The sequence below is a fragment of the Tistrella mobilis genome (assembly GCF_041468085.1).
GTDB lineage: Bacteria > Pseudomonadota > Alphaproteobacteria > Tistrellales > Tistrellaceae > Tistrella > Tistrella mobilis_A.
On record NZ_CP121017.1, the window covers coordinates 4,618,075 to 4,638,568 of the forward strand.

Annotated in this window: 18 protein-coding genes and 1 tRNA gene; 6 read left to right on the plus strand and 13 right to left on the minus strand. The window is 68.2% G+C overall.

Annotation, left to right across the window (positions count from 1 at the left end):
* Positions 1-4: 4 nt before the first annotated feature.
* Positions 5-778 (plus strand): succinate dehydrogenase iron-sulfur subunit, encoded by a 774-nt coding sequence (locus tag P7L68_RS26435; RefSeq protein ID WP_372002768.1) that lies wholly within the window; start codon positions 5-7, stop codon positions 776-778.
* Between the two features lie 126 nt (positions 779-904).
* Here P7L68_RS26435 and P7L68_RS26440 read toward each other — a convergent pair whose 3' ends face one another.
* Genes P7L68_RS26440 through P7L68_RS26455 form a run of 4 tightly spaced genes read right to left on the minus strand, consistent with a single transcriptional unit; the run spans position 905 to position 7,810 of the window.
* Positions 905-2,650: an ABC transporter ATP-binding protein gene (locus tag P7L68_RS26440; protein WP_372002769.1), complete on the minus strand. Its 1,746-nt coding sequence runs from the start codon at positions 2,648-2,650 to the stop codon at positions 905-907.
* Positions 2,647-4,398, minus strand: a complete 1,752-nt coding sequence (locus tag P7L68_RS26445) for an ABC transporter ATP-binding protein (protein ID WP_372002770.1) — start codon at positions 4,396-4,398, stop codon at positions 2,647-2,649. Before P7L68_RS26445 ends, P7L68_RS26440 begins: the two co-directional genes overlap by 4 nt.
* Positions 4,395-5,651, minus strand: a complete 1,257-nt coding sequence (locus P7L68_RS26450) for an MFS transporter (RefSeq protein ID WP_372002771.1) — start codon at positions 5,649-5,651, stop codon at positions 4,395-4,397. Before P7L68_RS26450 ends, P7L68_RS26445 begins: the two co-directional genes overlap by 4 nt.
* Before the next feature lie 14 nt (positions 5,652-5,665).
* Positions 5,666-7,810, minus strand: a complete 2,145-nt coding sequence (locus P7L68_RS26455) for a TonB-dependent receptor (protein ID WP_372002772.1) — start codon at positions 7,808-7,810, stop codon at positions 5,666-5,668.
* A gap of 189 nt (positions 7,811-7,999) precedes the next feature.
* On the opposite strand from P7L68_RS26455, the gene P7L68_RS26460 reads away from it, so the two are divergent.
* Both P7L68_RS26460 and P7L68_RS26465 read left to right on the plus strand, forming a co-directional pair.
* Positions 8,000-8,944, plus strand: coding sequence for a helix-turn-helix transcriptional regulator (locus P7L68_RS26460; RefSeq protein ID WP_372002773.1), 945 nt, complete (start codon positions 8,000-8,002; stop codon positions 8,942-8,944).
* Positions 8,945-9,016: 72 nt separating this feature from the next.
* Positions 9,017-9,106 (plus strand) — tRNA-Ser (locus P7L68_RS26465).
* A gap of 108 nt (positions 9,107-9,214) precedes the next feature.
* Here the strand turns inward: P7L68_RS26465 and P7L68_RS26470 are convergent.
* Positions 9,215-9,460: a DUF1272 domain-containing protein gene (locus tag P7L68_RS26470; RefSeq protein WP_372002774.1), complete on the minus strand. Its 246-nt coding sequence runs from the start codon at positions 9,458-9,460 to the stop codon at positions 9,215-9,217.
* Between the two features lie 112 nt (positions 9,461-9,572).
* Complete coding sequence (locus P7L68_RS26475; RefSeq protein ID WP_372002775.1) at positions 9,573-10,718, minus strand: Fic family protein; 1,146 nt, start codon at positions 10,716-10,718, stop codon at positions 9,573-9,575.
* 304 nt (positions 10,719-11,022) lie between these two features.
* Here P7L68_RS26475 and P7L68_RS26480 point away from each other — a divergent pair, with 304 nt between their 5' ends.
* Positions 11,023-12,321, plus strand: coding sequence for an Hsp70 family protein (locus tag P7L68_RS26480; RefSeq protein WP_372002776.1), 1,299 nt, complete (start codon positions 11,023-11,025; stop codon positions 12,319-12,321).
* A gap of 15 nt (positions 12,322-12,336) precedes the next feature.
* Here the strand turns inward: P7L68_RS26480 and P7L68_RS26485 are convergent, their stop codons facing one another.
* Entirely contained in the window at positions 12,337-13,170 is an 834-nt protein-coding gene (locus tag P7L68_RS26485) for a YggS family pyridoxal phosphate-dependent enzyme (RefSeq protein ID WP_372002777.1), read from the minus strand.
* A gap of 121 nt (positions 13,171-13,291) precedes the next feature.
* On the minus strand, positions 13,292-14,260 hold the full coding sequence (locus P7L68_RS26490; RefSeq protein WP_372002778.1) for a hypothetical protein: 969 nt from the start codon (positions 14,258-14,260) through the stop codon (positions 13,292-13,294).
* A 140-nt stretch (positions 14,261-14,400) separates the two neighbouring features.
* Here P7L68_RS26490 and P7L68_RS26495 point away from each other — a divergent pair, with 140 nt between their 5' ends.
* Positions 14,401-15,282, plus strand: coding sequence for a hypothetical protein (locus tag P7L68_RS26495; protein WP_372002779.1), 882 nt, complete (start codon positions 14,401-14,403; stop codon positions 15,280-15,282).
* Between the two features lie 9 nt (positions 15,283-15,291).
* Here the strand turns inward: P7L68_RS26495 and P7L68_RS26500 are convergent, their stop codons facing one another.
* Both P7L68_RS26500 and P7L68_RS26505 read right to left on the minus strand, forming a co-directional pair.
* Complete coding sequence (locus tag P7L68_RS26500) at positions 15,292-16,089, minus strand: class III extradiol ring-cleavage dioxygenase (RefSeq protein ID WP_372002780.1); 798 nt, start codon at positions 16,087-16,089, stop codon at positions 15,292-15,294.
* 43 nt (positions 16,090-16,132) lie between these two features.
* The gene (locus tag P7L68_RS26505; RefSeq protein WP_372002781.1) at positions 16,133-16,576 is read right to left on the minus strand and encodes a DoxX family protein; all 444 of its coding nucleotides are present in this window, start codon (positions 16,574-16,576) and stop codon (positions 16,133-16,135) included.
* 188 nt (positions 16,577-16,764) lie between these two features.
* Here P7L68_RS26505 and P7L68_RS26510 point away from each other — a divergent pair, with 188 nt between their 5' ends.
* Complete coding sequence (locus P7L68_RS26510; RefSeq protein ID WP_372002783.1) at positions 16,765-17,721, plus strand: LysR family transcriptional regulator; 957 nt, start codon at positions 16,765-16,767, stop codon at positions 17,719-17,721.
* On the opposite strand, the gene P7L68_RS26515 is transcribed toward P7L68_RS26510, so the two are convergent.
* From P7L68_RS26515 to P7L68_RS26525, 3 genes are all read right to left on the minus strand, one after another.
* The gene (locus tag P7L68_RS26515; RefSeq protein WP_372002785.1) at positions 17,696-18,526 is read right to left on the minus strand and encodes a PhzF family phenazine biosynthesis protein; all 831 of its coding nucleotides are present in this window, start codon (positions 18,524-18,526) and stop codon (positions 17,696-17,698) included. The two genes, P7L68_RS26510 and P7L68_RS26515, sit on opposite strands and share 26 nt — an antisense overlap.
* A 17-nt stretch (positions 18,527-18,543) precedes the next feature.
* Positions 18,544-19,353 carry an SDR family NAD(P)-dependent oxidoreductase gene (locus tag P7L68_RS26520; protein WP_372002787.1) on the minus strand — a complete coding sequence of 270 codons (810 nt, stop codon included), beginning with the start codon at positions 19,351-19,353 and terminating at the stop codon, positions 18,544-18,546.
* Between the two features lie 64 nt (positions 19,354-19,417).
* On the minus strand, positions 19,418-20,395 hold the full coding sequence (locus tag P7L68_RS26525) for a DMT family transporter (RefSeq protein ID WP_372002789.1): 978 nt from the start codon (positions 20,393-20,395) through the stop codon (positions 19,418-19,420).
* Positions 20,396-20,494: the final 99 nt, after the last annotated feature.

Below are 20,494 nucleotides of genomic sequence, written 5' to 3' on the forward strand. Positions count from 1 at the left end.
AGCGATGGCCCAGTTCCGGCTTCCGAAGAATTCGCAGATCCGCCAGGGCAAGACCTACAAGGCGGACGGCGCGAAGAACGTCAAGGTTTTCAAGATCTATCGGTGGAACCCCGACAGCGGCGAGACGCCGTCGGTGGACACCTACGAGGTCGATCTCGATCATTGCGGCCCGATGGTTCTGGACGCGCTGATCAAGATCAAGAACGAGGTCGATCCGACCCTCACCTTCCGCCGCTCCTGCCGCGAAGGCATCTGCGGCTCCTGCGCCATGAACATCGACGGCGGCAACACGCTTGCGTGTCTGAAGCCGATCGAGGACGTGGCGGGCGAGGTGAAGATCTACCCCCTTCCCCACATGCAGGTGGTGAAGGACCTCGTTCCCGACATGACCAACTTCTACGCCCAGTATGCGTCGATCAAGCCCTGGCTGCGCAGCCAGAGCCCGGCGCCGGCGCGTGAACGCCTGCAGAGCCCCGAAGAGCGCGAGCAGCTCGACGGCCTTTACGAGTGCATTCTCTGCGCCTGCTGCTCGACCAGCTGCCCCAGCTACTGGTGGAACAGCGACCGCTATCTGGGCCCGGCGATCCTGCTCCAGGCCTATCGCTGGCTGGCCGACAGCCGCGACGAAGATACCGGCGACCGCCTCGACACGCTTGAGGATCCGTTCCGCCTGTATCGCTGCCACACCATCATGAACTGCGCGAAGACCTGCCCCAAGGGCCTGAACCCGGCCAAGGCGATCGCGGAGATCAAGAAGATGATGATTGCCCGCCGCTGAGGCGGGACGATGATTGCCCGCCGCTGAGGCGGGACGATAATCGCCCGCCGCTGAGGCGGGGTCAGCAAAAACGGCCGGCCCTGGTGACGGGGCCGGCCGTTTTGCATTCTGCAAGCCGCGGTCGTCTCAGCCGCTCAGAGCCGTCCAGAGGGCGCGGTAGCGGCCGGGCGTGGCGACCAGATCGTCATGGCGGCCCTCCTGGACCACGCGCCCCCCCTCCAGCACCAGGATCCGGTCGGCCCCGCGCACCGTCGACAGCCGGTGGGCGATGACGATCACCGTGCGGTCGCGGACCAGGGCATCGATCGCCGCCTGAACCGCAACTTCGCTCTCGGTATCGAGCGCGGCCGTGGGTTCATCCAGGATCACGATCGGTGCGTCCTTCAACAGGGCACGGGCAATCGCGATGCGCTGGCGCTCGCCGCCCGACAGCCGGGCCCCGCCCTCGCCCAGGCGGGTCTGCCAGCCCTCGGGCAGGCGGCCGACGAACCCGTCACACAGCGCCGCCCGGGCAGCCGCCATCACCGCCGCGTCATCCGCCTCGGGGCGCCCCATACGGATGTTGGCAAGGACCGTGTCGTCGAACAGGTGCACGGTCTGGAAGACCACCGAGACCAGCCGGTCCAGCCGGTCGGGGGCGATATCGCGGAGGTCGACGCCGCCGATCGTCACCCGCCCCTCCGCCGGATCGGCATAGCGCTGGATCAGCCGGGCAATGCTGGTCTTGCCGGAACCGGACGGCCCGACCAGAGCCGTAAGGCTGCGTTCGGACAGGCGGGCCGACACCCTGCACAATGCCGGCGCGTCCGCCGCCGCATAGCTGAAGGTGACGTTTTCGAAGGTTATATCGAAGCGGTCCGGCTGTCGCGGCACGGCCGCCGACGGCAGCGGCGGGATGGCCATCAACGCGTCGATGCGGTCGAGCGCGGCCTCGATCAGATCGATCACCACCGTATAGGCGGTGACGGTGGCGAGCGGCTCGGCAAAGCGCACCGTGACCACCAGCACGGCTGCAAGCGCCGCAGGGTCGAGCAGCCCGGCGGTCACCCGCCAGATCCCGAAGCCCGCGACCGCAAGCAGGGCCAGTTCCACCGCACTCGCAACCGTCAGATTGGGCCCTGCCGACCGACGGTGATCCTCAACCTGCATCCTCTCCAGCGCCACAAGGCTCCGGTCCAGCGACGCGGCGCGTTCGCCGGCACATCCCGCCGCCTTCAGGACCGCCAGCCCCTGGAGATATTCGGTGATCTCGGCGGCACTCCGGGCATGGGCCTCGGCCAGGCGGCGCATCTGTTCGCCCTGGCGGGGGCGCCGCCAGCGGGTCAGCCACAGGATCAGCGGAAAGACCGCAGCCAGCGCGGCCGCAACCGGCCAGTCGACGAGGACGAGCCCTGCCGCCGCCACCAGCGGCGTCACCAGCGCCTGAAGCAGCAGATTGGCCACGGTCAGTACGTAATGCAGGGTCTCGTCGACATTGCCGAGCAGGGCGGCACTGATCTCGCCCGTCCGCCGGTCCTGGAGACGTTCGAGCGGCATGCGCCTGAGCTGAGCCCCGAGCCGGGTCCGCAGCTCATGGGTCGCCCGCGCCATGTCGCCACCATAGTCGAAGCCCTGGGCCCGCCAGCGCAGCAGAGCCGCAAGGCCCGCCAGACCGCAGAAGCCCGCGAACCAGGGCAGTGCCGCCGCCGGATCGCCGCCCAGAGCCGCCGTCAGCAGGGGCGCAAGCAGGGACAGCGCCGCCCCCTGCAGGGCGGCAGCGGCCGCAAGCCCCGTCAGAGCCCGGCGCAGGGCCGGGGCGTGAGGCCCCATGGCGTGGAACAGGCGCAGAAGGGTCCTGTGAAACGGCACCACTCCCGCAGATCTCCCGGTCATGCCCCACCTCCCGCGCCGATCGTCCAGTTTCGGGCCCGCTCGTGGGCGCACCACAGCCGGGCATAGAGCCCGTCCGCCGCCAGCAGCAGGCTGTGCGGCCCGGCCTCGACCAGCCGGCCGCGATCCAGCACCAGGATCCGGTCGGCGCTACGGATGGTCGACAGACGATGGGCAATGACGATCACCGTCCGGTGGCGCATCAGCTCCGAGAGCCCGGCCATCAGCGCCGCCTCGTTTTCGGCATCGGCGAAGGCCGTCGCCTCGTCGAGCACCAGAATCGGCCGGTCGAGCAGCAGGGCACGGGCGATGGTGATCCGCTGCCGCTCTCCCCCTGACAGGGTGACGCCCCGCTCCCCGACGGGCGTGTCATAGCCCCGGGGCAGCGCCTGAATGAAGTCATGCGCGCGGGCCGCCCTGGCAGCGGTCACCACATCCGCCATATCCGCCTCGGGCCGACCGAGCCGGATATTGTCGGCGACACTGCCTGAGAACAGGACGGGATCCTGGAACACGAACCCCACCAGCGTCGCCAGATGGTCGGGCGGCAGGTTGCGAAGATCCACGCCGCCGATGGTGATCCGCCCTGCATCCGGATCATGGAACCGGCAGAGCAGGGTCGCAACGGTGCTCTTGCCGGCACCCGACGGCCCGACCAGCGCCGTGACGCTTCCCGGAGCGGCCGTGAAGGACAGGTCCTTGATCACGCGGGTACCGCCGCCGGCATAGCCGAAACAGACCGCTTCGAACCGCACGGTCGTGTCGCGCGGCGGGACCACGAGGCCGGCCTCGTCACCGGCTGCGGGCAATGGTGGTTCTGCCAGAACTTCCGCGATCCGGGCTGCCGAAAGCCCGGCCCGGGCGACCATGTGGCGCAGCGCCATCACCGGCATCACCGCCTCGGCAAGCCCCGTGCCGACGAGCAGGGCGGCAAGCCAGACCCCCGGTGCCGCTTCGCCTCTGCCCCACAGGCCCGCCGCGAGCAGGGCGGCCAATGTCGGAAGAGGGGCGAGGATCGCGAGTGAGGCCCGCGCCGCCAGGCCTGAGCGGCGGTACCACAGGATCAGCATCTCCAGATAGGCTTCGAGCGCCCGCTGATAGCGGCCGAAACTGACCTGGCCGGTATCGAAGGTCCGCACCACCGGCATGGCCTGGACGAATTCGGTCACCGCAGCCGCCACCCGCTCGCGTGCGGCGTTATAGGCGCTGGTCAAGGCCGCACCGTCACGCATGGCCACAGCCATCACCAGAATTCCGGCCAGTGCCACCGCCAGCGCTGCCGCGGCGTAATGCCAGCCCAGCACGATCAGCGCAGCCATGGTTGCAAGCGGCATCACCACAGCCCGGGCATAGAGCGGCGTCGCATCGGCGACGAAGACATGCAGCGCCTTCACGTCGTCCTGCATCACCTTGGCCAGGGCAGCCGGGCCGATCTGCTGCACCCGTCCCATGGGCAGGGTCGCGACATGGGCGGCAAGGCGCCGGCGAAGCATCAGCTCCAGCCGGAAGGCAGCCCGGTGCGACTGACCGAAGGCGGCGAGGCGGAGGGTGAGGGCCGCGAGCGTACTGCACGCCGCGAGCAGAAGCGGTGGCCAGGGCGAGCCGCCGTCGGCGAGCATCGGTCGTATTGCGGCACCTGCGATCAGAAGCAGCGCCCCAAGCGCCGCAAGCGCCGACAGCGCAGAGAGGACCATGGCGACACGGATGCGACCACGCACCGGCGCCAGCACCGGCCAGGGTGCGACAGTCATGGCCGCTCTCCGGCCGGATGGCGCAGCAGCACCGCACCGACCAGGGCAAGCAGCCCTGCGGCCGCGGCTGCCTGAAGCGTCGCACCGGCGCCGGCGGCGGCGGCGATGGCCGAGCCGGCAGAGATCGAGCCCATGCCCACCGCCGCATGGAGGGTCGATTGCAGGCTGTAGTCGGTGGCCGGCCGTGCGGTCGAGGCCCGGTCCATCATCACCATCGCCATCACCGTCGCACCCGGATTGTAGAACAGGAAGTACAGGCAGACGGCCACGACCGGAAGCCAGCCGTCACCCGTCTCCGGTATCGGCCCCAGTACCGGCACCGCCACCGCCGCAATGCCCGCCAGCTGGACCAGAGCCGCCAGGATCAGCGCCGGGCGCCGGCCGATCCCGCCGGCAAGCCGGCCCGTGGCCAGCGCCCCCAGGATGCCCGCAGCCGGCCCTGCAACATTGACCACCAGCCCGATCCGCTCAAACGACCAGCCCGCCTCGACCAGCGCCGGCATGATCAGCGCATAGGCCATGCCCGATCCCGCCGGCCAGACCAGCAGCAGGATCGTCCAGCCCAGGACATCCGGCCGGCGCAACCCGGCCAGCCGGCTGCGCAGCGGTGGGGGCATAATCACGGCCGTCAGGCTCGCGGGTTCGCGGAAGGCCAGGAGCTGGACCAGGCTTATCCCCGTCACAGCCGCAAGCAGGGCCATGGCACCCGGCCAGCCCAGATGCGGGTAGATCGCCAGCACGCCCCCCGCCCCGGCCATCGTGCCGAGCAGGCCCCCCGAGATCTGCAAGGCATTGCCGCTGCCCCGCGCCCCTGCCGGCAGCAGCCGACAGGCCAGGCCGTCCACCGCCACATCCTGGGTGGCCGACAGCAGTGCCAGCGCCAGACACAGCGCATAGACGGTGCCGAAATCGTCCAGCGGATCGAAACCGGCCATTGCCGCCAGGATCACGACCATCGCGGCCTGCATGATGATCGCCCAGACCCGGTAATGACCGGCACGGCCGAAGCGCAGGCGGTCGACCAGCGGTGCCCAGAGCAGCTTGGCCGGCCAGACAAGTCCCAGCATGTAGACCAGGGTCAACCGGTCCATATCGGCGCCCGCTTCGGCCAGGATCGCGATCAGGGCCGCGACGAAGAACATCAGCGCCAGGGTCTGAGTGGTATAAAGGCTGAGCAGCAACAGCCGCACGCGCCCGCCGACGGGGTCGGCGGGCGCGGCGGTGATGCCGCCCGGAGATGACGGTCCGATCATCCGGGCTTTCCCTGTCAGAACTGCCAGGCGAAGCCGACGCCCACGGTCCGGCCCCGGGCCGGGGCACCATAGGCGGTGGACGGCGCCGAGAAGTAGCCGTAAAGGTCGCGTGTCTCGTCGAGCAGGTTGTCGCCCCAGAGATAGAGCTCGCCGCCGCCACTCATCACGCCCAGATGCAGGTCGATCTCGTCATAGGCGCCGAGGTCGAAACTGTTCTGCGGATCGGCGCTGCGCGCGCCGACATGGGTATAGTCGGCACGCAGGTTCAGGGCAGGCTGGGGCAGGCTGCCCAGCCGCACCGGCAGGTCGCGCACCCAGCCGACACTGAACCGCCCGGCCCAGCGCGGCACGTCGGGCACGTCGTTGCCTGAATGGACATCACCGGCACCAAGGCCGATCAGGTCGGTGCGGATCCGCGCATCGATGAAGGTGAGCCCGGCCGCAAGCGTCAGGCCGTTCCCCAGCCGCCAGGTGCCGTCGATCTCCGCGCCCTGACTGCGGGTGTCGGCATTGATCGCATTGGTGACATAGGTGCTCGGGTCATAGCTCAGCAGGTGGTTGTTCTTCACATCGTTGAAGAACACGGCACCCGCGAGTTCGAACCGCCCGTCGGCGCTCAGCGTCTTGAAGCCGGCCTCGATGCTGCGATTGACCGCGGCTTTGTAGGGCACGCTGTCGGCGGGCTGATTGGAATAGTCGCTGAATCCGCCCGGATCGTAACCGCGCGACGCCAGCACATGCAGCGTGGTTTCGGGCGTCACCGCCCAGGAGAGCCCGACACGGCCGGTGGTATAGGCGTCGTCCAGCCTGCGGGCGTCGGGTGTGGCCATGCCGCCGCCGCGATAGACGGCGTCATAGGTCTTCTCCTCCCAGGCCTGGCGCAGACCCGCGGTCAGCTTCCAGTCCGGTGCCACCGGTACGGTCGCCTCGCCATATACGGCATAGCGCCGGGTGGTGAAGTCGCGCTCCACCGCGCTGCCGGTGCCATAGGTGTTGCGCGGCGTGTCATATGACCGGTCGCCATGGTGCAGATTGATGCCGGCCACCCAGAACAACGGCGCATCCGGCAGCGACGACAGCCGGACATCCTGCGCGAGCACCGTCTCTTCCGAGGTGTCGACGATCCAGTATTCGCCGCCCCGGCCCATGGCCTGCTGGATCAGCCGGTCATAGGCGACCAGGCCGGTGAAATCGGCACGGGCGATCGAGGTGGTGGAGGTCAGCCGCATGTCCCGGACGTCATGAGCAATTTCGAGCGCATAACGCTCCATCGTCTTCTCGTTGTCGTCGAACAGCCCCGGCGTCAGATCATTCACCGGCGGGTCGCGATAGGGCATCAGAACCAGCAGGTTGGTCAGCTCCTTCACCTGCTGGCGTTCGGCCGTGGCAAAGACGCGGGTGCCATCGAAATCCTCCCAGAGCAGGCTGCCGCGGAAGGCGAGATCCGTGGGCTTGCTCAGCGGGTCCCCGGTGTTGAGATTGTCGACCCAGAGATCCGATCCGGAATAGCGCAACGCCACGCGACCGCTCAGATTTTCGGTCAGCGGCCCGCCGACGGCACCTTCGGTCAGGTGCTGGTTGTCCTGGCCGTATTCGCCACGCAGATAGCCTTCCAGCTCCCGGGTCGGGCGGCGGGTGGTGACATTGATCGCGCCTGCGGCGCCGTTGCCGCCGAACAGCGTGCCCTGCGGACCCTTCAGCACCTCCACCCGCTCGATATCGAGCGTGCCGAGGCCCGCGTAATGCGGGGTGAGCGCCGTACCATCGATATTCAGCACCACCGAGGCATCGTCCATGCTCATCTGATAAAGCGCGCCGACGCCGCGGATCGAGACATTGTAGAGATTGGGGCCGCCCGAGGAATTGACCGAGACGCCCGGAGTCGCGCGCAACACATCCTCGATGGTCTGCAGGCGGCGGGTCTCGATCTCCTCGCCCGTGGTGACCGACAGGCCGAAGGGCACGTCCTTGGCGCCTTCTTCCGCCCGGCGGGCGGTGACGGTCATCGGGGCAAGTTCGACCGCGGCGGCACCGTCTTCGGCAGCCTGGCCGGCGGCGGGGGCAACGGCAAGTGCGGCTGCGACAAGCGGGCCGAGGGGGGAGAGGACGGGGCTCCGCCCGGCCCTCGGGGCGGTCGGTCGCGTCGGGTCGATCATCATCAACGGTTCCTGGCGTCAGTGGGTGCGGCTGTGGCGCCTCGCCCGTCACACATGCGGTCGCATCGATTGCGCGGCCGTGTCTTTCGTGATGATAATGCGTTGCATTCGCGCTTCCGCCCGGATCCGGTCGATCTCCACCCCGAACCGCGCCAAATCCGGCCTCTCCCGGCCCTGAACCCCGGTCCGCCGATGATCAAGAGTCCTGACCCTTCTGCCGAGATACCGGTTTCCCGCCTGATTGCCGGCAGCGACCCGGCCACTGCGGCGCCCGCCTGGCAGGTGACCCTGCTCCGGCTCCAGGATGGGGTGGAGCTGGTCCATTGGTGCGGTCGCTTCGAACGGCCGACCAGCTTCGCCCTTCATGACGACAGCGACCGGATCCATTTCAGCTTCACCAGCCGGCTCGACGGCGCCGCCCGGTGCAGTTTTCCGGCCGACCGGCGGGATCATGCGATCCGGGCAGAAACCGGCTGCATCAGCTTCGGTCGCGGCCGCCACGGCAGCTATCACCAGCAGGGCATGCTTGAGAACGTGACCGTCATGGTGCGGCCCGACATTTTTGCCGCCTGGGCCGGAGAGGGCGCGTGCGGGCTCATCGGGTTGCTCGCCACCGAGGGCGGCTTCCTTGCCGATCATCGGGGCCGCGAGCTGACCGACACGGCCCGCGGCCTCGCCCGCGCACTGCGCCTGGCCGGCGAGATGCCCTCGGCCGCCCGCCACCCGCTCTGGTACCGGGCTCAGGGCACCGCGCTGGTCGGGCTGTTCCTTGAGGCACGCAGACAGGAGCATCTCCTGCCCGCCGCCGCCGCCCCCGCCGATCGGGCCCGGCTACGCCGCGCCCGCGACATTCTTCTGGCCGATCTCTCCTGCGCACCATCGCTCGCCGATCTTGCGCGTACCGCAGGGCTCAGCGTCACCCGACTGGAACGGGGCTTCCATGCCCTGTTCGGCACCAGCGTCTACGGCCTGTTTCAGCAGGAACGCATGGCAGAGGCCCGTCGCCGGCTGCTCGACGGCGAAGTCTCGGTCACCCGTATCGCCGCCGATCTCGGCTATACCAACACCAGTCATTTCGCCGCCGCCTTCCGCAAGCAGCACGGCATCAACCCCTCGGCCCTGAAGCGCCGGCGCTGATCGTCATCCTTCCGTCGCACGCGGGGCTTGCGCCCCCGCCCCTCTTCGGATAAGGTCCGCGCCGTCCCGAGCGGAGAGGTGCCAGAGTGGTCGATCGGGGCGGTCTCGAAAACCGTTGTGCGCGCGAGCGTACCGTGGGTTCGAATCCCACCCTCTCCGCCATTCGTTTCCGCCGCTTCCGGCGGTGAACGGACGACCGGTTTCGAACGGCCCGGCACTGCAAAGCGCCGGGCCGTTTCGTATTGGACGTCCGGCCCGGGCGGATATCCCTCACCCGCCAGGGCAGCCGGCCTCCTTCAGGATCCGCCGGGCAGACGGGGGATGGCGGTCAAGCAGGGCCGTCGGCCGCACCGGCCGCGCCACCAGTCCGCCGCCGCAATTCGGACAGATCCCGCCAAGCCGCCCTTCGGCACAGCTCTCGCAGAACGTGCATTCGAACGAACAGACGAAGGCCCCCGGCGCATCCGCCGGCAGGTCCACGTCACAGCACTCGCAGCCGGGTCGCATGTCGAGCATCGGGCAGCCTCCCTTCTCCTGACAGGGCCCCCATGGCCCCGCTGCCCCAGGATGGGGCCGGTCCGCGCGACCGGACAAGGCGGCATAGCCCACTTTTCCGGTCGCAGGCGCCTCAGCCGCGCACCAGCGAAATCAACGGCTCGAAGGCATAGAGCGCCGGTCGTCGCCCAGCCGCTGGTTCCAGCGTGTTTAACAGGCCCGCATCAAGCAGATTCTTGGTAAACTTATGTGCTGTCGGCGCAGGAATGCCGGATCGACTGGTGAACGTATTGTTCCGAAACACCGGGCGCGTAAAAATAAAATCAAGAGCCGTAATGGCCCACTTTGAGGACAATGTTTCCCTGAAGTGGCCTTTCATTTCCTCATAGAACGTTCGAATCTGCTCGGCTTTTTCCAGATTCTGCCGCGCCTGGGACTCGATTGCCGTCAAAAAGAATACGACCCACTCTTCCCATTTCCCAGAAGCAGAGACGTATCTCATGCGATCAATATATTCATCTTTGTTTTGTTCGAAGAATTCGCTGATATAAAAATACGGCTCGGAAATCTTGCCGGATTTCCAAAGCATCAATGGGATCAGCATGCGGCCAATACGGCCGTTCCCGTCCTTGAAAGGATGCAGCGCTTCGAACTCCAGGTGTGCGATGGCAGTGCGGATGTGAATTTCGCAGTCGTCATCCTTCAAAAAATTGAAAAAGCGATCCAGGCCTTCATCCAGTCGCTGCGGGCTGATGGGAATAAACAGAATCTTCCGGCTCCCCCGATCCGCCAGATAATTCTGCTCTGTCTTAAATTCACCGGGGGAAAGATGCGACCCTCGGCCAAAACCGAGCAGAACCTTATGTGCAGAACGAATCAACCACTTTGACAGGGGTGCCCCATCCTTCATGGAAGCCTGCGCCATCTTCATGGCCCGGCCGTATAGAAAAACCTCGATCGTTTCGCTGCGGGCGTTCGTATGCTCGACGTCGCCATCATCCTCCTGCTCCGCTTCCAGGCGCAGAACTTCATCAAGGGTACTGACAGTCCCTTCCATGCGGGATGAAATCACAGCCTCGCGGCTGCGGAGGGGGGCCAACAGAATGTCGCTGCTGTGCATGCCCTTGAGCATCTGATCGTAACGGGCCAGCGCCGCCGCGGCCTCCGACATGGGTTTGATCAGCCTTGCATGATCGAGCATCCGTGGCGGAAACCGATCATAATGATACTGAACGGCATCGCTCGGATCGAAACCGGCAGGAGAGCGGGCGTCATTCATCTTGGCTCTCGTTTCCTCGCCTATTCGAGATACAACGGCGTTAGCGTCGACTCTGAGAGAAGCAAAAGCCGTTGTCTATCGGAATCATCAAAATTTGATATACAACTGCGCTTGCCTCTCGTTTCTGAGAAGCAAACATCCTTGAGTCTCGCCTTCACCCAAAAAACGAGAGGCAACTCCCACCTTGCACAATCCGCCGCCCGCGCCTAGTCTTGCCTCCCCCAAAACCGCATAAGCCATTGATTTCTATGAAATCGCCTTGGCGATGTGCCGGAACGGGCCTTTCGACCTCGGAGACAGGACCATGCGGCAGACCACGGACGGGGTGCTCGGCCTCGATTTCGGCACCACCAACAGCGTTGCAGCGCTGGCAACCGCGCCCGGGGTATCGGAACTGGTCGAGTTCCAGGGGGCAAAGGCGACCGGGGCCGTGTTCCGCTCGGCGTTGTGCTATTGGCAGGACGACGAGGTCAAAGGCGGTATCGCCCACGAGGCCGGGCCCTGGGCGATCGCCGAATATCTGGCCTTCCCGCAGGACAGCCGATTCATCCAGTCGTTCAAGAGCGTGGCTGCCACCCCGCTCTTCGAACACGCCACCATTTTCGACAAGCGCTACCGCTTCGAAGAGCTGGGCCGGATGTTCCTGGGCCGCCTGACGGCCCATGCCGGCGGCCGGCTCGACCGGCGACCGGAGCGGATCGTGGTCGGCGTGCCGGTGGAGTTCGCCGGCTTCCGCGCCGACCCCGCCCTCGCGCGCGAGCGGTACGACCGCATGTTCGAGACCTTCGGCACCCGCATCCACTACGTCTATGAGCCCCTGGGCGCCGCCTTCAGCTATGCCGCAGGGCTCGACCATGCCGCCACGCTGCTGATCGCAGATTTCGGCGGCGGCACCAGCGACTTCTCGGTCGTGCGGGTCGCGGAACCGGGTGCCGCACGGCGCTGCCTGCCGCTCGGCTCGGCCGGTATCGGCATCGCCGGCGACCGGTTCGACTATCGGATCCTCGACCGGCTGGTGCTGCCCTTCCTGGGCAAGGGCGGCCGCTACCGGTCCTTCGACAAGGTGCTCGACATCCCCTTGAGCTTCTTCTCGGATTTCGGCGACTGGTCGAAGCTCGCCCTGATGCGCAATCCGAAGACCATGGATGCGCTGGAGCGCCTGCGCCGGGCAGCGCTGGAGCCGGAGGCCGTGGGTCGGATGATCACGGTGATCGAGAACGAGCTCGGCTACCCGCTCTATGACGCGGTCGGCCGGGTGAAGCGCGCCCTCTCCACCGACACCGAAGCCGATTTCACCTTCAGCGCCCCCGGCCTCGACATCAATGCCCGGGTCACCCGCGCCGAGTTCGAGGACTGGATCGCCGAAGACGTCGCCCGCATCGCCGCCACGGTCGACACCGCCCTCGCCAAGGCAGGGGTAGAGGCCGCGGCCATCGACCGTGTGTTCCTCACCGGCGGCTCGTCGCTCATCCCGGCCATCCGCCGGCTGTTCGAAGACCGCTTCGGCCGCGACCGCATCGCCACCGGCAACGAACTGACCTCCATCGCCCATGGCCTGGCCCTGATCGGCCAGGAGGATGACGTGACGGAGTGGGCGGTCTGATCCGGATTGACCGGTCTACGCCTCCGGCAATCCCGGCCAGAAATGGCTGTCGGGCAGTTTCCGGGCGCCGAAGATGGCCTGGCCGACGCGGACCACGGTCGCGCCCTCTTCGATCGCGATCTCGAAATCGCCCGACATGCCCATCGACAGCTCGTCGAGGGAAAGCCCGGCCGGCGCGTCCTGTCGCAACCGGTCGCGCAGCTCGCGGAGCAGCACGAAGCAGCGCCGCACCCGGGCTGCCTCGGCCGAGAACAGGGCGAGCGTCATCAACCCGCGCACCTTGAGCGCGCTGAAGGCCGGCAGCTCCTTCAGGAAACCAGCCACCTCTTCCGGCGGCAGGCCGTATTTGCTCTCTTCGTCGGAGGTGTTCACCTGTACGAAGACGTCGAGACTGCGGCCTTCGATCTGCAGGCGGCGATCCAGCGCCTCGGCGGCCCGCAGATTGTCCAGCGCCTGGAATTCGGCGGCGAAACGGGCCACCAGCTTGGCCTTGTTCGTCTGCAGATGGCCGATCACCGACCATTGAAGATCAGCCAGATCCGCCATCGCCTCCCATTTGCGCGCGGCTTCCTGCACCTTGTTCTCGCCCAGCAGCCGGCAGCCGGCGGCATAGGCCAGGCGGATATGGGCTTCGTCCATGGTCTTGCTGACCGGCAGCAGGCGAACCGTTGCCGGATCGCGGCCCACCCGCGCCGCAGCAGCCGCGATACGTGCATGGACCGCCGCCAGATTCTCCCGGAAATCCTCGACCGATTCGGCGCGCGGCCAGCGGTCATGAAGATCGTGGCGGGTCGCCGTATCCAGGCTGGAGGTATCGGGTATGGCGGTATCGCAGAGGGTGTCGGTCATCGCTGAGGCCTCGTCTGATCGGAGCGGGGGCACTCCGGCCCGGACATGCCGGACATGTCCGGCCGCCATCATCGACCCGTTTTGGCCTCATGCCAAATATAATATTGGCCTAGGCCAATAATCAGCCCTGTCGCCCGAGCAGCGGCGCCAGGGCGTTTATGCCGGCGTCGATCCGGTCGAAGCCGAGCGGACGGGTCAACCGCCAGACCGGCAGCCGGGCTGTAAGATTGAAGGTGAAGGCCCTGAGTCCGACCACCCCCAGCAGCGCCTGCGACAGGCCCGGACGATAGAGCGCGCCGTGGATCGCGCGGATCGCATCCAGCCCCGTCAGCCGCTCCAGCCGCGCCGGCGCCTCGGCATCGGAGGCCGCAGCCAGCTCCACCAGGGCGGCCAGGGGGCCCGGCGCACGGTCGGGCCGGCCCTCGCCCCCCAGCGGCAGCAGGGCGCCGCTCTTGTTCCGCCCTTCCACCGGCACCCAATTGCCATGACCAAGACCGAAAGCCGCGATCGCCTCGTCCGACAGCCGGAGCCGCGGCACACCGGGCCAGCCGGTGACGACGGTTCCGGATTCCGGACGCATCAGCCCGGCCACATCATCGATCTGCAGCAGGTCATCGGCCAGCAGGGCATGACCGCGCGAGAGCAGCGCCCCGGCCATCGTCGACTTGCCGGCGCCCGATGGCCCGGTGATCGCCAGCAGCCCCGCGGCGGTGCGCAGGCTCGCCACATGCAGCGGCATCAGCCCGCGCTGCAGCAGCACGGCGGCAAAGACACTGCCATAGAGCCAGTTGAGCAGCCGGTCCGGATGGCTGTCATGGTCAGGTCCCGGCGCAACCTCGATCGATTGCCCGCCACGAACCAGATAGCGGCCGGCTTCCCCCAGGGAAAACAACACCTCGTCGCCGGCCACCTGCCACAGCAGACCGGTCTTGTCGGGGTCGGACAGGGTCTGGGGTACCGGCCTCAGTCGCAGCCGGACGGCGCCCGCGTCGAAGTCCGCGGGATTGGCCGGGACGACGGCATCGCTCACCAGATCCGGCAGGGCCAGATCCGAGACCAGCCCGAAGGCGCCGTGACGATACCGGTACATCGGATCCCGCTCGTGGTTCTTGTCCGGACAGAGGCTTAACACGTGCAGGTGCCCCTGTCGACGCGGGCCGCCAATGCCATGTCACGATGTGCGCACGACGCGTGCTAGACTGATACCAGTCCCCGAAGAGACGAGGCCCCATGCCCGACGCCGCCTTCACCCATCTCGTCGCCTCCCGCGAGGGGCTCTATGTTGCCGGTATCGACGGCTATGAGCGCCGCCGGGACGGGCTGTTCTTCGGCGCCACCATCCGCGACGGCATGGTCTGGGTGTTCGAGGCGCTGGACGAGAATCTGCACGCCCGCACCAACCGGGGCCGCATCCTGCGCATTCCCGTCGATCCGGCGACCACCGCCTTCGGCCCGGCCGAGGTGATGGCGGAGGGGCTCGACAATGGCTGTCATCAGATCGATTTCATCCAAGGCCGGCTGGTGGTGGTCGATACCTACCGCCAGAAGCTGGTCGTCTTCCGCGACGACTTTTCCGCCGCCGACCTTCACTATCCGGCCGGGCAGGCCGATGCCGGCGCCAGGGATGATCCCGGCTACGTTCACATGAATGGAATCGGCGGCGATGGCCACAACCTGTATGTCATGCTCAGCCATGCCGGAGTTCAGCCGGCACGGGTATCTGAAGTGATCCGCCTGGATAAGAGCTTCCAGCCGGTAGAGCGCTTCAGTCTCCCGGGGCTCATGTGTCACGATCTGGTGGTGCTGGAAGACGGGCGGCTGATCGCCAACGGCTCGATGGGCGGCTTTCTGATCGATCGCCAGGGTATCATCGCCCAGGTCGACAGCCTGCTCACCCGCGGCCTGTCGATCGGGGCGGACGATGTCGTGATCGGCAGTTCCACCTTCGGCGATCGCGAGCGCCGGATCGCCGCCACCGGCCGGCTCACCTTCACCAGCCGCGACCTCGCGCTCCGCGCCCGCTATGACCTGCCGGCCGCCCCAACCCAGATCCGGCGCCTGGACGGGCGCGACCTGTCGATCTTCGACTACCGGGCCACGATCGGAAACTGAGCCTGGAGCTCACGCCCAGCCCCAGGCGTCCAGCCGCAGAACCCGGCCCTCCACCGCCCGGTGAAGCAGACGGGGGCTTCGGCCGGCACCGGCGCCGGCGGCCACCATCAGCGGCATCAGATGCTCGTCGGTCGGATGGTTGTCGGGGCCGTGGGGAGCAAGCCTCCGCCAATCCGCGAGGGCGTCGAGATCGCCCGCCGTCACCATCTCCGCCACCCAGTCCGCAAAGGCGGCGGCATAATCCGCCTCGCCGCCGCCGGCCGCGCGGTTGCGGAAGAAGCCGCGCAGATCATGGGTCAGGCTGCCGCTCGCCAGCACCAGCACATTCTCGTCGGCAAGCGGCGCCAGCGCCCTGCCGATCGCGAGATGGCCGGCGGCATCGGTCTCGGCCAGCGACAGGCCGACCACCGGCACATCCGCTGCGGGCCAGGCCAGCATCAGCGGCGTCCAGGCCCCGTGATCCAGCCCGCGCCCGGCATCTTCGGCAACCGGCAGGCCGGCAGCCAGCAGAAGATCGCGGGCCCGTGCCGCCAGACCGGCATCGCCGCGTGCCGGATAGTGCAGCCGGTAAAGCGGCTCGGGAAAACCGTAGAAATCATGGATGGTCGCCGGTCTCGCGGCCGTCCCGACCGTAGGTATCCCGGCACGCCAATGGGCCGAGATCACCAGGATCGCCCGCGGGGCCGCCGGCAGCAGCCCGGCAAGACCGGTGAGGAAGGCCCGGGTCGGGCTGCTGCCGAGCACCATGTCCGGAGCGCCATGCGACACGAACAGGACCGGCTGACGAAGGGCGGGACGATCGGTCATGGGCGGAGCACTCCGGACTGGAGAGGTGATGCGGAGGGGGTGGTCAGGCGCGGGCCGGGCGGCGGCTGCCGTCGGTCACGCGGCCATAGAGCTTCGGCCCCAGAGCCGCAGCGCCATCACCCAACAGGATCTGCACGCCCAGGGCGGCAATCCAGAACACCGGGAACTCCCAGCCGCCATTGGGGGCCGAAAACACCCAGCCATTGCCGGCATGGACCAGGGCCGCACCGATCAGAACCGGGATCTGGCCAAGCGCCACCAGCCGGGTCGCGATGCCCAGGATCAGCAGCAGGCCGCCACCGACTTCGGCCGCGATGGTGAGATAGGCGACGATCGGCGGATAGCCGAGCGAGCCGAAAAACGCGACCGTGCCCGGCACAGTGAAGACGAAAACCTTCATCAGACCGTGGGCAATGGCGGCGATGCCGAGGGTGAGGCGCAGCAGCAGGGCTGCCTGGGACGGGTTGGAACCGCTGAGCAGGGACATGGCGAAACCTCCAGGACGCATGAGACGAGCGGCGGCGGAGACGATGGCTTCAGGCTTGCGTCTTCCCGTCGCCCCGGGTGTGACATGAAGCTGCCATCGGGCGCCTCATAACTCAAATCACTCGCTTGAAGGTTTGATATTGCTGATGGGAATATCGTGGTGAAACCCACGGATGGGGGGACAAGCCCTTGGATGCGCGTGATCCGGATCGCATCGATCTCAACCTGCTCAAGGTCTTCGCCGCGGTTATGACCGAACGCAATGTCGGCCGGGCGGCACAGCGGCTGGGCATGACCCAGGCAGGCGCGTCGAATGCGTTGCGTCGGCTGAGGCGGATCTTTGATGACGAGCTGTTCCTGCGCACGCCGCGGGGCGTGGAGCCCACCACCCGTGCCGCCGAGATCTGGCCGGGCATCTCCGCCGCCCTCGGCCAGATGCGCGCCGCCCTGACCCCGGCCACGCCTTTCGATCCCTGCACGGTGACCGGCGAGGTCGGCATCGGCGTCACCGAGATCGCGGAGCTGGTGATGGGACCGGCGATCGTCCGCCATCTTCAGGCAGAGGCGCCGGGGCTTGCACCCCGCTTCCACCACATCGATCGCCGCGATGCCGCCCGGGCGCTGGATGACGGCGAGATCTGGCTGGCGCTGGGCATGCTGCCCGACCCGCCGCCCCGCATCACCCGGATCTTTCTGCGCCGCGACCCGCTGCTGACGCTGGTGCCCGACGGGCTCGACATCAACACCGTGCCGCCGGACCCACGGGACGGGCCGGAGGCGCTGCCGCTGATCACCCTCGACGCCTTTGCCGGGGCGCCGCATGTGCTGGTCTCGGCCACCGGCAGCGCGCAGGGGGTGATGGACCGGGCGCTGGCCGATCTGGGGCGAGAGCGCCGGCTGCTGGCCGTCGCCTCCACCCTGCCCGGTGCGGCCGAAATTGCGGCCTGTGCCAAGGCCTTGCTCACCGCCGTCGGCCCCACCGCCGTCACCATCGCCCGCCGTGGCGGCTTCACCGTCATGCGTCCGCCGGCCGAGCTGAACCCGCAGCCGGCGCGACTGGCGCTGATGTTCCATCGCCGGGACGAGGGGCTGCCCGCCCATCGCTGGCTGCGGGCAGAGATCACCCGGCTGGCGCGGACGATCTGAAGCGGGCGGCGATCTCGGGATGAAGCCTCGCATCGAAGACGGTGACCGCCGGGCCCGCCACCCGCACCCGCTCTGGCGCGACGATACAGGAGAGGCTTCCGCCGCGCGGTGAGGCCTGCACGGCCTCCAGCGCCGTGCGGCCCAGACGTGCCGCCCACCACGGGGCCAGCGTCGCATGGATCGATCCGGTGACCGGATCCTCCGGAATGCCCCAGCCGGGGCAGAAGAAGCGCGACACGAAGTCGATGCCGCTGCCGGGCTCGCCCGGGGCGGTGATCACCAGCCCCTCGGGATGGATACGGCCGATCACCGTCTGGTCGGGCACGAAATCCCGCACCAGGGCAGCCTCTGCCAGGACCACGAACAGGTTCTCGAAATTGCGGCCCACGAAGACCGGCGGCACGGGGAAGATGCCGGCCAGCGCCTGGGGCAGAGCCGCCGCCGCCATGTCGAAGCGCGGCAGATCGAGTTCATAGCCGGCCGGGGTCGCCGCCACCCGGATCGGCCCGACCGCGGTCTCGAAGGCGAGCGGCCCCGCTTCGCCCAGTTCCGCGATCAGGACATGGGCGGTGGCGAGCGTGGCATGGCCGCAGAACGGCGCCTCGTCGACGGGGGTGAACCAGCGCAGCCGCCGCACCCCGGGCCGGCCCGGTTCGGGCCAGGTGAAGGCGGTCTCGGCCAGGTTGTTCTCGGCCGCCAGCGCCTGCATCGCCGCAACCGGTGCCGGCCCATCCAGGACCAGCACCGCGGCGGGGTTGCCGGCAAAGGGCCGGTCGGTAAAGGCGTCGACCTGGAACATCCGCATCCGCGGGCCTCCCTGCGTCAGCGTGCGACCAGCGGCGTGAAGAACAGATGCGCCCCGCCATCGACCATCAACGTCTCGCCGGTGACATGGGGCGTGTCGACCAGCGCCAGGATCGCGCGGGCGACGTCTTCGGGCGCTGCCACCCGGCGCAGCGGCGTGGTCTTCTCAAGCTTCGCCTTCTGGGCATCGTAGCGATCGGCGCCCATGCCCTCGCGCAGCCAGCGGCCCTCGATGAAGCCGGGGCAGACCGCGTTCACCCGGATCTCGGGCCCCAGCACGCGGGCCAGCGACAGGGTCATGGTGTTGAGCGCCCCCTTCGACGCCGCATAGGCGACCGACGAGCCGACGCCCGCAATGCCCGCGATCGACGAGACGTTGACCACGGCACCGCTGCCCGACTGCTTCAGCGCCGCAGCGCAGGCGCGGGTCATCTGGAAGGCACCGACCACGTTGACGGCATAGAGATCCAGGAAATCCTGTGCCTGCAGCCCGTCCAGATCGGCATGGTCGCAGAAGCGGGTGGTGCCGGCATTGTTGATCAGCCGGTCGATGCGCCCGAAGGCCTCTTCGGCGCCGGCGGCGATCCGCCGGCAGTCCTCGTCCGAGGCGATATCGCCCATCACCACCACCGCCCGTCCACCGGCGGCCCGCACCATCCCGGCCGTCTCTTCCGCCGCATCGCGGCTGCGGGCGGCATTCACCACCACCGCCGCACCGCGGGCGGCGAAGGCCAGCGCCACTGCGCGGCCCACGCCGCTGCCCGATCCGGTGACGACGGCGACTTCGGCTGGCAGGGTCTGGCTGCCGGTCTCGGCGGATGTGGTCATGGGGTGCGTCTCCTCCGGTACGGCACGCGACCGGATCATCGCGTGCGTTTTTCTGCACCCCCGGTTATCGCGCGGCGGCAGGGTCCGGTCCAGTGCGACGCCATGCCGGCCGCAATGCGGGATTTGCCGTGGCCAGAGCCGCCAGCAGCAGCAGAGCACCGGCAACTTGCAGAAGGCTCGGCACCTCGCCTTCGATCGGCCAGCCGAATGCGGCCGTGATCACCGGCTGGATCAGCAGCAGCAACGAGGCCGCCCCGACCGGCAGGCGCCCGAGTGCCGCGGTGGCAAGGCCCTGACCGCCGGCATGGGCCAGGATGCCGAGGCCGGCCACGGCTGCCCATCCGGTCAGACCCGACGGCATCAGAACCTCGCCCGATGCCACCGCCAGCAGGCCCAGCCCCACAGCCGAGACAACCGTGGTGATGAGCATGGTTGTCCCGGCGGCGATGCTGCGCCGGGCCGTCTTGATCGCGATCAGATAGGCGGCATAGCAGGCCGCGGCAGCCACGGCCGATAGATCGCCCATGATGTCGGCGCCGGCACGGTCGCCGGTGTCGCGCACCAGCAGCCAGGCACCGGCAAGGGCGAGCGCCAGCCCGGCGATCAGGCCCCGGCCGGGCCGCTCGCCGGCAAAGATCCAGAGTGCCGCAACCACCATCACCGGCGCCAGCTGACAGAGCAGGGCCGCATTGGCGACGGTGGTGGTGCCGATCGCCTTGTGGAAGAAGAACAGGTCGCCGGTGAAGGCGAGCCCGGCCGCCACGGCAGCAAGACTGCCGCGCCGGCAGGTGCCCGGCGACGTGGTCGCAGCCGGACGCCGGCGGTCGGCCATGGCCGACCAGACGGCGAGCAGCGGCAGGGCCAGAACCATCCGCCAGAAGCCGGCAGCACCCGGTCCGACATCGGCAGCACGGACCAGGAAGGGAACGAAGGCAAGACAGACGACGGCCGCGATCATCATCAGCCAGGCCATGCCGGTGCCGGCGGACGTGGCGACGACGAAGCGCCCGCCGCCGGAAACGACGGGGGAGGAGGAGGTCATGTGCGGGGGAACTTCGCGTGCGGGGGAGCGGGGGAATGCGAAGCGCCGGATCGCGCCGGCATCCGCCACCGGAACGGGGGCCGGGCGGCGGATGCGGAT

Bases quoted from the DNA above. Each gene is read 5' to 3' on its own strand.
- P7L68_RS26480 (WP_372002776.1), top strand. From the start codon at position 11,023: ATGCGGCAGACCACGGACGGGGTGCTCGGCCTCGATTTCGGCACCACC.
- P7L68_RS26455 (WP_372002772.1), bottom strand. From the start codon at position 7,810: ATGATGATCGACCCGACGCGACCGACCGCCCCGAGGGCCGGGCGGAGC.
- P7L68_RS26515 (WP_372002785.1), bottom strand. From the start codon at position 18,526: ATGCGGATGTTCCAGGTCGACGCCTTTACCGACCGGCCCTTTGCCGGC.
- P7L68_RS26485 (WP_372002777.1), bottom strand. From the start codon at position 13,170: ATGACCGACACCCTCTGCGATACCGCCATACCCGATACCTCCAGCCTG.
- P7L68_RS26450 (WP_372002771.1), bottom strand. From the start codon at position 5,651: ATGATCGGACCGTCATCTCCGGGCGGCATCACCGCCGCGCCCGCCGAC.
- P7L68_RS26470 (WP_372002774.1), bottom strand. From the start codon at position 9,460: ATGCTCGACATGCGACCCGGCTGCGAGTGCTGTGACGTGGACCTGCCG.
- P7L68_RS26495 (WP_372002779.1), top strand. From the start codon at position 14,401: ATGCCCGACGCCGCCTTCACCCATCTCGTCGCCTCCCGCGAGGGGCTC.
- P7L68_RS26505 (WP_372002781.1), bottom strand. From the start codon at position 16,576: ATGTCCCTGCTCAGCGGTTCCAACCCGTCCCAGGCAGCCCTGCTGCTG.
- P7L68_RS26475 (WP_372002775.1), bottom strand. From the start codon at position 10,718: ATGAATGACGCCCGCTCTCCTGCCGGTTTCGATCCGAGCGATGCCGTT.
- P7L68_RS26520 (WP_372002787.1), bottom strand. From the start codon at position 19,353: ATGACCACATCCGCCGAGACCGGCAGCCAGACCCTGCCAGCCGAAGTC.
- P7L68_RS26500 (WP_372002780.1), bottom strand. From the start codon at position 16,089: ATGACCGATCGTCCCGCCCTTCGTCAGCCGGTCCTGTTCGTGTCGCAT.
- P7L68_RS26440 (WP_372002769.1), bottom strand. From the start codon at position 2,650: ATGACCGGGAGATCTGCGGGAGTGGTGCCGTTTCACAGGACCCTTCTG.
- P7L68_RS26435 (WP_372002768.1), top strand. From the start codon at position 5: ATGGCCCAGTTCCGGCTTCCGAAGAATTCGCAGATCCGCCAGGGCAAG.
- P7L68_RS26460 (WP_372002773.1), top strand. From the start codon at position 8,000: ATGATCAAGAGTCCTGACCCTTCTGCCGAGATACCGGTTTCCCGCCTG.
- P7L68_RS26445 (WP_372002770.1), bottom strand. From the start codon at position 4,398: ATGACTGTCGCACCCTGGCCGGTGCTGGCGCCGGTGCGTGGTCGCATC.
- P7L68_RS26490 (WP_372002778.1), bottom strand. From the start codon at position 14,260: ATGTACCGGTATCGTCACGGCGCCTTCGGGCTGGTCTCGGATCTGGCC.
- P7L68_RS26525 (WP_372002789.1), bottom strand. From the start codon at position 20,395: ATGACCTCCTCCTCCCCCGTCGTTTCCGGCGGCGGGCGCTTCGTCGTC.